The sequence below is a fragment of the Limosilactobacillus sp. genome (genome assembly GCF_041859915.1).
Lineage (GTDB): Bacteria > Bacillota > Bacilli > Lactobacillales > Lactobacillaceae > Limosilactobacillus.
The window spans coordinates 23,273-36,299 of the sequence record NZ_JBFLGB010000001.1 but is presented as its reverse complement, the minus strand read 5'-3'; the positions used below and the strand labels follow the sequence as shown (position 1 = coordinate 36,299).

At 43.4% G+C, this 13,027-nt stretch carries 19 protein-coding genes and 1 other annotated feature; all 19 genes read right to left on the bottom strand.

Translation table 11 applies throughout. The features are described from left to right. Positions 1–7: 7 nt before the first annotated feature. The gene (locus tag ACEYV4_RS00230) at positions 8–694 is read right to left on the bottom strand and encodes a response regulator transcription factor (protein ID WP_373841452.1); all 687 of its coding nucleotides are present in this window, start codon (positions 692–694) and stop codon (positions 8–10) included. A 211-nt stretch (positions 695–905) separates the two neighbouring features. Continuing rightward, positions 906–1,085, bottom strand: a complete 180-nt coding sequence (rpmF, locus tag ACEYV4_RS00225) for a 50S ribosomal protein L32 (RefSeq protein WP_373841451.1) — start codon at positions 1,083–1,085, stop codon at positions 906–908. 52 nt (positions 1,086–1,137) lie between these two features. Continuing rightward, on the bottom strand, positions 1,138–1,692 hold the full coding sequence (locus ACEYV4_RS00220; protein WP_373841450.1) for a DUF177 domain-containing protein: 555 nt from the start codon (positions 1,690–1,692) through the stop codon (positions 1,138–1,140). A gap of 89 nt (positions 1,693–1,781) precedes the next feature. Continuing rightward, the gene (locus ACEYV4_RS00215) at positions 1,782–2,921 is read right to left on the bottom strand and encodes a nucleotidyltransferase (protein ID WP_373841508.1); all 1,140 of its coding nucleotides are present in this window, start codon (positions 2,919–2,921) and stop codon (positions 1,782–1,784) included. Between the two features lie 13 nt (positions 2,922–2,934). Beyond that, positions 2,935–3,675, bottom strand: coding sequence for a class I SAM-dependent methyltransferase (locus ACEYV4_RS00210; protein ID WP_373841449.1), 741 nt, complete (start codon positions 3,673–3,675; stop codon positions 2,935–2,937). After that, positions 3,675–4,031, bottom strand: a complete 357-nt coding sequence (gene rsfS / locus ACEYV4_RS00205) for a ribosome silencing factor (protein WP_373841448.1) — start codon at positions 4,029–4,031, stop codon at positions 3,675–3,677. The genes ACEYV4_RS00210 and rsfS overlap by 1 nt, the downstream gene beginning before the upstream one ends. Next, positions 4,032–4,649, bottom strand: a complete 618-nt coding sequence (gene yqeK / locus ACEYV4_RS00200; protein WP_373841447.1) for a bis(5'-nucleosyl)-tetraphosphatase (symmetrical) YqeK — start codon at positions 4,647–4,649, stop codon at positions 4,032–4,034. Beyond that, positions 4,642–5,286: a nicotinate-nucleotide adenylyltransferase gene (locus ACEYV4_RS00195; protein ID WP_373841446.1), complete on the bottom strand. Its 645-nt coding sequence runs from the start codon at positions 5,284–5,286 to the stop codon at positions 4,642–4,644. The genes yqeK and ACEYV4_RS00195 overlap by 8 nt, the downstream gene beginning before the upstream one ends. Before the next feature lie 12 nt (positions 5,287–5,298). Next, positions 5,299–5,610, bottom strand: a complete 312-nt coding sequence (gene yhbY, locus ACEYV4_RS00190) for a ribosome assembly RNA-binding protein YhbY (protein ID WP_373841445.1) — start codon at positions 5,608–5,610, stop codon at positions 5,299–5,301. 18 nt (positions 5,611–5,628) lie between these two features. Beyond that, positions 5,629–6,753, bottom strand: coding sequence for a ribosome biogenesis GTPase YqeH (yqeH, locus tag ACEYV4_RS00185; protein ID WP_373841444.1), 1,125 nt, complete (start codon positions 6,751–6,753; stop codon positions 5,629–5,631). 3 nt (positions 6,754–6,756) lie between these two features. Continuing rightward, on the bottom strand, positions 6,757–7,281 hold the full coding sequence (locus tag ACEYV4_RS00180; protein WP_373841443.1) for a YqeG family HAD IIIA-type phosphatase: 525 nt from the start codon (positions 7,279–7,281) through the stop codon (positions 6,757–6,759). A gap of 133 nt (positions 7,282–7,414) precedes the next feature. Further along, a complete protein-coding gene (gene rplT / locus ACEYV4_RS00175; RefSeq protein WP_373841442.1) occupies positions 7,415–7,768 on the bottom strand; it encodes a 50S ribosomal protein L20 in 354 nt (117 codons plus the stop codon). 42 nt (positions 7,769–7,810) lie between these two features. Then, a complete protein-coding gene (rpmI, locus tag ACEYV4_RS00170; protein ID WP_373841441.1) occupies positions 7,811–8,008 on the bottom strand; it encodes a 50S ribosomal protein L35 in 198 nt (65 codons plus the stop codon). Between the two features lie 21 nt (positions 8,009–8,029). Further along, positions 8,030–8,542 (bottom strand): translation initiation factor IF-3, encoded by a 513-nt coding sequence (infC, locus tag ACEYV4_RS00165; protein ID WP_373841440.1) that lies wholly within the window; start codon positions 8,540–8,542, stop codon positions 8,030–8,032. 43 nt (positions 8,543–8,585) lie between these two features. After that, positions 8,586–8,717, bottom strand: a sequence feature (ribosomal protein L20 leader region). Between the two features lie 46 nt (positions 8,718–8,763). Then, positions 8,764–9,702: a primosomal protein DnaI gene (dnaI, locus tag ACEYV4_RS00160; protein ID WP_373841439.1), complete on the bottom strand. Its 939-nt coding sequence runs from the start codon at positions 9,700–9,702 to the stop codon at positions 8,764–8,766. Between the two features lie 14 nt (positions 9,703–9,716). Beyond that, entirely contained in the window at positions 9,717–11,069 is a 1,353-nt protein-coding gene (locus tag ACEYV4_RS00155; RefSeq protein ID WP_373841438.1) for a replication initiation and membrane attachment family protein, read from the bottom strand. Further along, positions 11,070–11,549: a transcriptional regulator NrdR gene (nrdR, locus tag ACEYV4_RS00150; RefSeq protein WP_373841437.1), complete on the bottom strand. Its 480-nt coding sequence runs from the start codon at positions 11,547–11,549 to the stop codon at positions 11,070–11,072. A gap of 35 nt (positions 11,550–11,584) precedes the next feature. Beyond that, on the bottom strand, positions 11,585–12,187 hold the full coding sequence (coaE, locus tag ACEYV4_RS00145; protein WP_373841436.1) for a dephospho-CoA kinase: 603 nt from the start codon (positions 12,185–12,187) through the stop codon (positions 11,585–11,587). Continuing rightward, a complete protein-coding gene (mutM, locus tag ACEYV4_RS00140) occupies positions 12,187–13,023 on the bottom strand; it encodes a DNA-formamidopyrimidine glycosylase (RefSeq protein ID WP_373841435.1) in 837 nt (278 codons plus the stop codon). Before mutM ends, coaE begins: the two co-directional genes overlap by 1 nt. Between the last annotated feature and the right edge of the window lie 4 nt (positions 13,024–13,027).

Sequence of the window (13,027 nt, the reverse complement as noted above, 5' to 3'; positions counted from 1 at the left end):
ACAAACCTTAGGAACGGATAACATAACCGGTCCCACGAACAGTTTGAATGTAACTTTTTTCTCCTGGCCGGTCAATCTTGTTCCGCAAATAACGAATATAAACGTCAACCACGTTCGTCTCAACCTTGGAGTCATATCCCCAAACCTTACTGAGCAATTCCTTTCGGGACATCACCACATTGATGTTTTCCATCAAGATCAATAATAATTCATATTCTCGTTTAGTCAGGTTAATGACTTCATCACCACGCCGGACGACCCGATTCTCTTTTTCAATTGTTAGGTCCTTATAATTAACGGTCGTTTGGTGTTCTTTATTATTGCCATCTTCAATGCTAATCCGCCGCAACAGTGCCCGGACCCGCGCCAAAAGCTCTTCAATGGCAAAGGGCTTGACAATATAGTCATCGGCCCCATGGTCCAAGCCAGAAACCCGGTCAATTACGGAATCGCGGGCGGTCATAATAATAATCGGTGTATCCTTAACTTCCCGAACCCGGCGAGCAACTTCGATTCCGTTTAATTCAGGTAACATCAAATCCAATAAAATCACATCAAAGTCTTGATTTAAGGCCGCATCCAAGCCAGCTCGACCATCAAGCTCAACATCCGTCTCGTAGCCTTCATGTTTAAGTTCCATATCAACAAACTTAGCTAAATTTTCTTCATCTTCAATAATCAAGATTCGACTCATTGTTTTCACCTGCTAAAATAATCAATTTAAAACGTTTGTATTAATAAAACAAAATAATTTTATCACAGTTTTCTAATAAACCCCAGTCTTAGGCAAGTAAAATTAAGAATTCTTTCCCAAATGCCGGTCTAGTCATATATAATTATTAAATTTTAAAAATAAAAAACCACCCCAGGTCCGGCGCCTCATGGGTGGTTTTTAGTAGGTCAAATTAGTTGTTAGTGTTGATAACTTGCTTGCCGTTGTAGTAGCCACAATTAGGGCATACCATGTGGGACTTACGCAGTTCACCACAATTTGGGCAAGGAGTTAAGCCAGGAACATTCAACTTAATGTGAGCCCGACGCATATTTTTCTTAGACTTTGAAGTCTTCCGTGCTGGAACAGCCATGTTTGACACCTCCTAGGATTTAAATTATCCACAAATGGTTTTTAACCGTTCGCTACTTTTTATCATCCTGATCAGGAAATAATTTTTTCAGTTTCGCGAAACGTGGATCAACTTTTTTAGTGTTCTGCTTACTGGCCTGATAATCATCCTCAGAAATAACATTCCAGTCATTTCCCTTTGGCATTGGTTTACCAGCCTTCTCATCAGCAGAAAGAACCCGTAATGGTACCTGTTCAACAATGTTTTCTGCAAGGGCGGTATCGAAATCGATTAATTCTCGTTCTTTCAACAAGAAGACAACATCATCATCCTCGTAACGGGAGAGATGGTCACGATCATCAATATACGTCTCCGTAAAATCAAAGTCAAGTGGTAGCTGAACGGGTGTTAGCGATCGACTAGAGGGTACCGTCAGCGTTGTTTTGACATTAGCACTAATGGTAACGTCCCCATCGTCGTAAGATACGTACCCATCTACCCTTACCGGTTCAACGGCTAAGATAGTGTCCGGGAACAACTTAGTTAATGATGCGTTCAGATCAAAAGTACTTTGAATATGAAGTGGTTCATCTTGGTAACGATGTAACTCAGCTATCGACCATTTCATCGTACTAACCTCCTAATGCAACGTCTGCAATTATACTAGTCCCCACAATGCTTGTCAATGTTTTTTCCTTGACAGTCTCAAAGATCAATTCATGGTTTCAAAATCATTACCGGAGGATGACTAAGATCCTGCTCTACTGTTGTAAAATTCTGATAAAGTTTGCCGGCCCGGTAATCGAGATTGTATAAATGATCCCGCATCTGTTGACTGACCTTGGTAAAGATTGGCATCGATACCTGTTTCTTTACCTGGTGGAGATAAGCCCGCCCCCGGTTATTAAAGCCTAAAATATGAATATAAGGATGCCGAATACGAATGGCCATTTCCTCCTCTGATATTTGGAGAACGACATATAGGCACATCCGCAACAAATGGGCATAGGTATAACGTTTCGTCTTCAGGCAATGAATAAAATCATCAAATGTCAGTGTCTGTTGCGCCACTTCCTTCATTCGGTTTTCAAGTCCCTCGGCCATTTGGTAAGTTCGTGCTAGCCTGGTTGTCGACGCCTGAATCAACTGATTACGAAGCAGTGGAAAAAGCTGATCCCATGATGGCACTACTTTAACTTGGTTGAGTACAATTGCCATCGCCCACGGAACAGTTTTTCCAAGGTTTTTCCCATTAGCCACGGCATGACGAATTGCGCTAGCACTGGCGAGCCGCCCATGAATCTGTTGGTCATGATATTCACTACCCCGGCGCTGAATTGGCACCAGTTGAATTGGATAGTGATGCTGTAAAACTTCTTTAGTATAGGAAAAAGCTAAAATATCATTTGGCTCTCGCAATGTTACTCCTGTTTGGGCTTTCAATTGGGCATTAAATTGGGTGGCATAGGTAGCGTTATACTGGTTAAATTCTGCTTGGTCAAAATGCCGTTCGGCTGTCACCAGTTTGGTAAAGTCCCAGTCTGGGTGTTCAGCACCAAAGGCAACCTGTCGAACCTGAAGAGCATTCAAAATGGCAAGAGCTCCAGCCGCAAACCGGTGCGCTGGTTGGACAGCGGAAAAAATTGGCAATTCCACCACCAGGTCAACACCATTCTCAAGTGCTGCATGGGTACGGGTCCATTTATCAACAATCGTTGGTTCACCCCGCTGAGTAAAATTACCACTCATAACAGCGACTGTTACATCAGCACCAGTTTTCTGGCATGCCTGGTGTAACAAATAACGGTGGCCATTATGGAATGGATTGTATTCGACCACCATCCCGACTGCTTGCACCTTGATCATCCCCTTATTTTTGGCAGGCAAAGAACCAACGGGTTGTCTCTTCATCCGGACGCGCTTGACCAAAATGAGCACTCACACGAATATCAGTAAAACCGACTTGGTTCAAAGCATCCTCCAATGTCTTCAACGGGTAAGCCCGTTCAAAGTGAGTCTCACCTAATCGTTCGTACTGACCGTTAGCTAGACGGTTAAAAAAAACGAGGTCGTGAATTACTCCGTGTTTGACTTCATCGTTCTGGTAACTGCGCCACATAAACGCATGCCGATGATCATCATCCTCATAATTATACATATAGCCAGGATAAACAACATCCGTTTGGTAAGGAGTGATCACATCAAAAAGCAACTGGCCACCTGTTCGCAAATGATCATAGGCCTGCCGAAAACTCTTTTGTACATCTGCCAAGTTAGGCAAGTAGCAAAATGAATCCACGTAACAAGTCACCATGTCATATACTGGTAGTCCCGTAAGGTCACGCATATCAGCTTGCAGTAAATTCAGATCAACTCCTACTTCTTCAGCATGCTGAGTCGCCAGTGAAAGCATATCAGCAGAAAAGTCAACATCCGTAACATCATAGCCCCGTTGAGCTAACAAAACGGCCAACCGCCCAGCACCACCTGCTAGGTCAAGAATGGTCGTCGTCGCTGAGCTACTATTTTCTATGGTATAATCAGCCCACTTTTGATAAAGTGCTGGATCAAAGAGCTGGTCGTATAATTGGGCAAAAGTATGGTAAATCATTAATTCTTAACCCATTGGTTGACATTAACCAGCGGTGCATCAGACCACAGCTTTTCCAAGTTGTAGAAATGGCGAGTGTCCTCACGAAAGACGTGAACCACTACGTCACCAAGGTCGATCAATATCCAATGAGCGTGATTCTTACCCTCAACGCTACCAATATTGACTTGATTTTCATGTGCCTTTTCAATAATAGCATTAGCAATTGCCTGCACCTGACGGTTGGAACCACCAGTCATGATCACAAAGTAATCAGCCATTGGACTGATTTGATCAACCTTTAGTGCAACGATATCTTCAGCTCGCCGTCCATCAGCAGCCTTAACAACCATTTCCAATAATTGTTTGCTTTCCATCTAGTTTATCTTCCCTTCGTAAGCTGGTACCCAGGCATTATAAGTTTCAATTGTCTTAGGATACACAGGTTTGTCATTTTCAATTAAATATTCTAAAGTATGCTTGGTTTGGTAAGCAACTCCAGCGCCCAAGTCTTGCGCAGTGATTTGACGAGCGGTATCCACCCCCGCAAAATCACGTGCTGGTTCAATATAGTCAGCCATATAAACAACTTGCTCTAACTTAGTCATCACGGCTGCTCCGGTGGTATGATGACGAACCGCATTTAAGATGTCTTCATCCCAGATGCCCAGTTCATCCTTCAGCATTTCGGCGCCAACAATACCGTGCCAAATGGCATTCCCATAGTTCAAGAGGTCTGGGTCGAGTCCTTTTTGGTGAATCTCATCAATAAAGTCTTGGTCAGGGCGCTGTTTAGCATAGTCATGACATAGACCAGCAATACTAGCTTTTTCAATGTCAACTCCATTATTTTTAGCAAGCTGAATAGCTGTTTGCTCAACTCGTAAAACATGGTTGAATCGTTTTTCCTTTAAGGCGTGGCGAAGTCGGTCAACCAGCTGGTCACGATTCATTGGAACATAATGATGACGATATTCAACAATTTCCTTAGTCATGATATAAATGGTGCTCCTTTATATACTTAGCAACAGCTTGTGGAACCATATAACGAATTGATTGTCCCCGGCGAACTCGATTACGAATATCCGTTGAACTAAAGCCAACTGGTGGTACATCCACCCAAATTACTGGATATTTAGATTCATTTTTAGCTCCTGGACGCCGAACGCCGACAAAATGAAATCGTGGCAAGCGAACTAGTTCATCAATCCGGTGCCACTTATCTAGATAATCAACCATGTCACCACCAATAATGAAATAGTAGTCGGTTGTGGGATGCTGCTCAATCAATTGCTTCATTGTATTATAGGTATAACTAACCCCGCCACGTTGCAGTTCACTAGTTTCAATAGCAAAAAGTGGATTACCCTTAGTTGCTAACTGAAGCATTGCTAACCGTAATTTAGCATCAATTGTCGTCTTATGGTCAACATGGGGTGGATTAGCATCCGGCATGAAGTAAACCCGGTCAAGAGATAAGGAATGACCGACCTGATCTGCTACTAATAAATGAGCATTATGAACAGGATTAAAAGTCCCCCCATAAATACCAACCCGGCGACGTTTACTCATCGTCACCGTTTCCGGTTGAACCCGTGGTTGGGGATTCGCAAAGACTCGACAACGCTGCATAAGCACACTCCCTTAAATTCGCGCAACACGATTCGAAAGTTCCCGTAAATCCTTGTTTGCGGAAACCTTAAACAAAACTAATACCCGACCAATCGTCTGAATGACCTGAATATCGGTATGATTTTCAATAAATGCTTTTAATTCAGCAGTATCAACATCAGCGTTTTGTAAGATATTAACCTTAATTAATTCACGCCGATCCAGGGCACCAGCTAGTTGATTCAGCCAACTCTGGGTAAGGCCACCCTTGCCTACTGCAAAAATTGGTTGTAGGTGATTAGCCCGGGCGCGTAAATAACGTTTTTGTTTCCCTCGTAACTTCAAAATAACAATCTCCTTAATTTAAATCATTGCTCGTCGTACCAAGGCACCAACACCTTTGGGAACCCAGGCGGCAACTGTCACCCCTGCAGGAACAGCGATCCACCCTAGGCCTTCAAAAACAATGTCACTCTTCTCGTGGACGTGAAATTCTTCCTGTTCTAATGCTGGAAAGTTTGTTAGTTCGTCCTTAGTTGGCGGCGTTAACAGTTCACCAACGTGTTTTTGATAGAAATTATCAGCATTAGCTAATTTGGTCCGGTGAATTAATAAATTATTATCAAAATAAGCAACAATTCCAATTCGCTGACCCTTCAAATAATCAAAGCGGGCAATTCCCCCCAGGAAAAGGGTTTGTTCCGGATTTAATTGATAAGTTCGCGGTTTAATCTCCTTTTGAGGAGCCACTAACTTTAAGGCTTGTGGTGATAATACATGGGCCATTTGGTGAGCATGGATGATTCCGGGGGTATCAATTAGCAGATGGCCATCAGTCAACGGAATTTCAATCTTATCTAAAGTCGTCCCAGGGAAACGCGAGGTAGTAATTAGGTCCTGAACCCCGGTCCGCTGTTTAATAATTTGGTTAATTAAAGTAGATTTACCGACGTTCGTTACGCCGACTACGTACACGTCCCGGCCCTGACGGTACTTTTCAATTTTCTCTAATAGCAAATCAATCTGTCGATTCTTCTTAGCAGAAACCAACATCGTCTCTACTGGCCGCAACCCAGCCATATTGGCTTGTTGACGGATCCAATCACGGAGCTTAGAACGCCGCAATGATCGTGGTAGTAAATCCTCCTTATTGCCAACTAGCAAGATTGGATTCTTACCGACAAAACGGTGCAAGCCCGGAATTAGGCTACCATTGAAGTCAAAAACGTCTACCACATAAACGATCAATGCCTTAGTCTGCCCAATCTGACTCAGCAGTTTAAGGAAATCATCATCGGCCAGAGAAACTGGGGCAATTTCATTGTAATGCCGTAGACGAAAACACCGTTGGCAATATAATTCATTAGTTGCCAAGCCCTTTTTAACCGCTGATTGAGGTGTATAGCCGGGGCGGCTTGGATCGTCAGATTGAATCACGGCACCACAACCAATACAGCGTAGTTCATCATCTGTTTGTTGTTCACTCATCCGTTATAATTCCTCCCGCCATTTTAGATCTGGGTATTTTCCCTTCAGCATTCGCCAAACAACTCGGCTTAACAAACGGTTAGGTATGGTTACCCACTTGTCGGTATCGATTAGCGGCTTGACCAAAATGCTGTAAACACCGGCCTGATTAGCAGCAATTACGTCGGTCATCAGCTGGTCTCCTACCATGACTACCTCGTGCTGCTTAAGGCCTAATTTTTTACGAGCATGAGTAATACCAAAACTAAACGGCTTCATTGATCGAGCAATAAAAGGTAACTTCAGACGTACGACCGCTTTTGCAACCCGTTCTTTACTATTATTAGAAATTACAATCAAGGGAATTCCTGCTCGGTTGAGTTCCACCATCCAGTGATGAAGTTCTGGTGTACCAGCAGGATTATTCCAGGCAATCAGGGTATTATCTAGGTCGCTAAAGACCGCCCGAATGCCATGCCGTTTTAGTTGCTGGGGTGAAATAGCATAAATACTCTTCACCATCCAGGTTGGTTTAAACTTTGCTAACACAATTGCACCTCATTATGCATTATTAGATTAATTATAACGATTGTTCAATGGGGTTTCAATCAATCAAACCCGTTCGTCATGCATTAAAAAAGCCACCCATCGAAATAAGAGGATGGGTGGCTAAAAATTAAACTTAGTTGAGAGCCTTTTTGGCTTTATCAACAACAGCAGTAAATGCCTTAGGATCGTTAACGGCCAAGTCAGCCAACATCTTCCGGTTAATGTCAACGTTAGCCAGCTTTAAGCCATGCATTAACTTACTGTAACTAATGTCGTTCATTCGGGCACCAGCATTAATTCGGGCAATCCAGAGTTCACGGAATTTACGCTTGTTGACCTTCCGATCACGGAAAGCATAAACGTAACTCTTCATTACCTGATCCTTAGCCGTCTTAAATAAACGGTGCTTAGAACCACGGTAACCCTTTGCTAACTTCATAATGCGCTTACGACGTGCGCGCGTAACAGTTCCACCTTTAACTCGCATGTTGAAATCCTCCTACGTATCTGTTTATTAATTAATCGAAGTTTACTTATATGGTAATAACTTCTTGTAACGCTTTACGTTGGACTTGTCCATCATGCTCAAGCCACGTAATTGACGACGTTCCTTCTTAGTCTTACCGTGGAAACGGTGATCAGTACGTGAATTACCACTCTTGAATCCACCCTTTGCAGTACGCTTAAAACGCTTTGCAGCAGCGCGGTTAGTCTTCATCTTTGGCATAACTTATTCCTACCTTCTTAATTATTTTTTCGCTTTATCAGCAGCTGGGGCGAGCGTTAAGAAAATGCTCCGCCCTTCCATCTTTGGACGTTGAACAACAGTAGCAATGTCGGACGTTTCATTAGCCATCCGTTCAATCATGTCACGACCGATATCCTTGTGCGTAATGGCACGACCACGAAAACGTAATGAAACTCGTACCTTATCACCCTTAGCGATAAACTTACGAACTCGCTTCAATTTAACATTAAAGTCATTAGTGTCAATCGATGGGCTCAAACGAATTTCCTTAACGGTTACTGTCTTCTGTTTTTTGCGAGCTTCACGCTCTTTCTTTTGCATCTCGAAACGGTACTTACCGTAATCCATAATGCGGGCAACAGCTGGCCGTGCCTTTGGTGCAACTAACACCAAATCCAGATTGGCATCTTCTGCCAAGCGAAGCGCTTCTCGTTTTGGCTTGATTCCTAATTGCTTTCCATTTTGATCAATTAGGCGCACCTCACGTGCACGAATACCGTTATTGACAATCATATCTTGTGCTATGGCAACGCACCTCCAATTTTATTAGCGAAAGATCAAGCAAAAAAAGCGAGGCGCATAACGCCCCGCTCAATAGGAACAGACCTCTCTCGTCTGCTCAATTTCATCTCATCAGCCCGGCAACCCTTGTCACCCAGGCGAGAAGCGGGTGCTTCTGCTTTTTCTTTCAACGCTTACTAGATTACAAAATTACTACTTAAATGTCAAGGACTTTAGCCCTTTTGACGTAAGTTTTTCCCATTCATCAAAATTTCTCGTGATAAGAACTTAATCCGCTCCATAATTCGAGCGGCTTTAACCGGTTCTACTACGCCTTGGTTATTAATGGCCAAATGCTGTTTTTCTAACTCAGCCATTGAAAAATTAGAGCTAAAGAAAGTTGGTAATTCTTCTTGCATCCGATATTCCAAGATGATTCCTAAAACATCATCCCGAACCCAAGTCGACATTGCATCAGCACCAATGTCGTCTAACATCAAGACAGGCGATTTTTTGACCGCGGCAATCTTTTCACCAGCTGAACCATCATGCAGTGAATTCTTCATTTCTACCGCAAAACTCGGGAAATGTACAAGGGTAGTTGCCACTTCCCTTTTGGCCAGCGAATTTGCCGTTGCCGCCAACAAATAGGTTTTGCCAACTCCAAAACTACCGGTTAGGTAAAGCCCTGGCTGAAAATGATTAGGGGTATAATTTTTTACAAACTCGTTAGCCGCGTTAAAAGCTGCCACCCGACCCGCCGTTGCGTTTTGATCATCCATGTAATAATCATCAAAACTTGCCCGGCGAATAAATTTTGGCATATTGATAGAATTAACTAGTTGCCGCAGGTGTTCCTGTTGTCGTCGTTCCAATAGCTGCTTAGTTGGAACATAGGTAACATCAATCTGTCCTGCTACTAATTCTAATTGCGGTGAATAACCAGGAGCCACCGTTGCCTTTCCAGCCCTGATCAGTTGTTTCTCGTGGTAAAACTCATATAGTTTTGACCGCCCCCGCTGAATTATCTCTTTAGTTAATTGGTGACGATGCTGATTTAAGAATGTTTTTACTTCCGGATCAGCATAAACAACCTTCATCATTTGGTGCATATTTGCCGCAAGGCTCTTTCCTTGCATCATCTTTTGAATTGTTTGGCTTAACGATTGCAAACAGTTCACCCCCCTTAATGCTTATTGTGCAGGTAAGCACGAGCTTGGGCCAACGCTTGAGCAGAAGCCTTCTTATTACGTTGCTCCTTGCTTTGCTTGCTCCATTCAGGCATTTTTTCTCGGACTTGAAGTCGACGATAATAACGATGGCCAGTACTCTGTTTTTTACCGGTTTGTTTAGCCCGGTTAAACTTTTTTAACTGTAATAAGGCACCAGCACCATCATGAACACCGGCCCGTAACCAATCATTAGCAATTGCATCGACAAAGTTACCTTTTAAAGTTGCATTGCCCAGGTCACCAATCACATACCAAACCAGCACATTGATGACTGAACTAGGCAATTTGCCATCTTTAACCAGGCGGGTCAAAACGTTCCGCTCCCCTGCCGTCACATAACCACCTGTCTGTTCTTTTAGGGCTTGAAGAAATTCAACCGGTGCATAATCGGCCGTACTCTTTAGTAGCAAGCGATCCTTAGAAGTTAAATCTTTTGATGTTGATACTTGCTGAACCGCCTTGGGCTGACTAGTTGATGATGCCTTCACATGGTGATAATGGCTAGCAACAATTTGCTTAAATTTATGGGTATCAAAATGATTAGAAGCAAGGTCCGTCGCACTCTGGATCAGCCGGGCCATTGTAGGCTCATCAATGCCATAAAGACGATGCTCAACCTCAATTAACTCTCGGTGATGGGTTAAATCATCTTTAATTATCGGTTGGCTATGCAGTAACTGTAACAGCGTTGGCCAATCAAAATCACTGCTAGTTGGTACAATCTTAACCTCATTTTTCTTTTGAGCACTTCGTTGGGCTTGTTTAATCACGGCAGGTACCTCAACCAATTCACGCTGGTCAACCTGATAAGTTTCCAAAAAGTGATGACTGATATTTTTTAAATGTACATTATCGGTTGCCAGTTGATGACGGCGTGAATACTTAACAAGCCGATTAAAACGGGATTCGCCAATTGCTTCCAGGAGTAAGACACTTAACAGGTTGTCACTAATGAACTGTTCTGGCGTTAAAGTCGATTGCAGCTGATAAACGTAAACATCACCCTGCCTATCATGGCGATAGTAGGTCTGCACCATCCCGGTCCCTTCTAAACGCTGCAGAGCCTCGCCAACCATCTTTTGACCAGCATTAACTGCCACTAATAACTCTGACTGTAATCGTCGCTCAGACAAAGTCGGTGAATCCAACATTCGGGAACGGAGAGCATAAAAAAGGCCAAACGCTACCGATCCTAAAATAGGTTGGTAGAAATTAACGAAAGTTTGCTCGTTAAAATTAACGAAATCATTCGCTGCCGTTACCACATAACCTGCCTGTGGGTCGAAACGTGGTCTCCTTACTACCATTTAATCCCCCTGCTTTTTCTTGTTATGATCATCCTTAATCATCGTTTCCAATTCGTTCATAAAAGCATCCACATCCTTAAATTGCCGGTAAACACTGGCAAAGCGAATATAGGCTACTTCATCAACATTTTTGAGTTCATTCATTACAAACTTGCCAATCACTTGGCTAGAAACTTCATTTTCACCTAAGCCACGAACCTCTCGTTCGACCTTATCCGTTAACTTGGTTAAACGTTCTATGCTCACCGGTCGTTTTTCCGCTGAACGGACAATACCATTTAAGATTTTTTGACGGCTAAATTCTTGTCGGGTTCCATCTTTTTTAATCACAAGTAATGGCGTCTGTTCATAACGTTCAAAGGTCGTAAAGCGAAAACCACAATGAATGCATTCTCGTCGTCGCCGAATAAAAGTACCATCCTCACTCGGTCGGCTATCAACAACCCGCGAACCATTTTTATGACAGTGTGGGCATCGCAAAGCGTTCCCCTCCTTCAGTAAGATAATACTTTATTTTACCGCGTGCGTCGAAGGTCTTCAACTAATTGGGCTACCTGTCGACGAGTCGCTTTTAGACTGCCATTGTTATCAATAACAAAGTCTGCCTGTTGAACCTTCTTTGCTAAAGGCAACTGGGCCTTGATCCGGGCCTGAGCGACCGATTTAGGATAACCATTGCGTTGCATCAGGCGGTGTAATTCGACCTTCTGACTAACCGCCACGACAATTATTAGGTCACAATCCTGATCATAATGCTGTTCAAAAAGCAATGGAACATCCAAAATAACATCCGGAACTTTTGCCTGCTTAAGGCTCGCCACTTTCTGCCAAATTGCGTCCCAAATTAATGGCTGCATAATCGCATTGAGCTGTTGACGGGCATTATCATCACCAAAAACCCGCCGGCCCAATGTGGCACGGTCCAATTGACCATTCGGTAAAAGAATTTGGGAACCAAACGTTGCTACGAGTCGGCTCAATCCCAATGAACCGGGACGCTGAACCTGCCGGCTAACCTGATCAGCATCTACAATCGGCCAACCAGCCTGACCTAATAAATCACTGACGGTGGACTTGCCACTGGCAATTCCACCCGTCAAACCAATAATCCTAGTCATCAATGAGCCTCCCGCAATGGTTGACAATGTGGACAGAAAGTGGTCCCCCGCTGGGCTACCTTGATTTTAACCATCTTGGTACCACAACGAGGACACTGTTCACCGCCACGGCCATAAGCATTTAATTGATTTTGGAATCCCCCGGCATCTCCAAAGGCATCCGCAAAGGTATGAACCGTGGTTCCCTTGTATTGAATGGCCCTAGCCAGCTCCTCAATTATGTTGTCATGGAGGAGTTGAATCTGGTTATCTGTCAAAGTATTAGCCGGTTGTTCTGGATTAATCTTACTCATCCAAAGTACTTCATCAGCATAAATATTACCAAGTCCTGCCACATGGCGTTGGTTAAGCAAAAATGGTTTGATTTTCCCCCGGCTTCGGTTGAGCTCATGCTTAAAAAAAGCAACCGTAAAATCCTCTGGGGTTGGTTCCGGACCGATCGTTTTCAAGCCACCAACTTGCATTTCATTTCCTGTCTTCACGAGAGTCATCCGGCCGAATTTACGGGTATCATGGTAGCAAAGTTCGGTTCCATCAGTAAATTGAAAAACAACGTGGGTATGTTTATCAATTGGTCCACCAATCGGTTGACTGAAATACTGGCCCTCCATTCGCAGGTGGGAAACCATTGTCAATTGGTTGGTAAACCTAAAAAGCAGGTACTTGCCCCGACGGTTAACATCTTCAATTGTCTGGCCAATTAAGGCCTGTCGAAATTTCTCAACATCGTTCGTAATAATCTTTCCATAGTAAACATCAATTGCGTTAATCTTGCGGCCCTTCGCGATCCTTAGTAATCCTCGTCGAACCGTTTCCACTTCTGGTAATTCTGGCAAAACT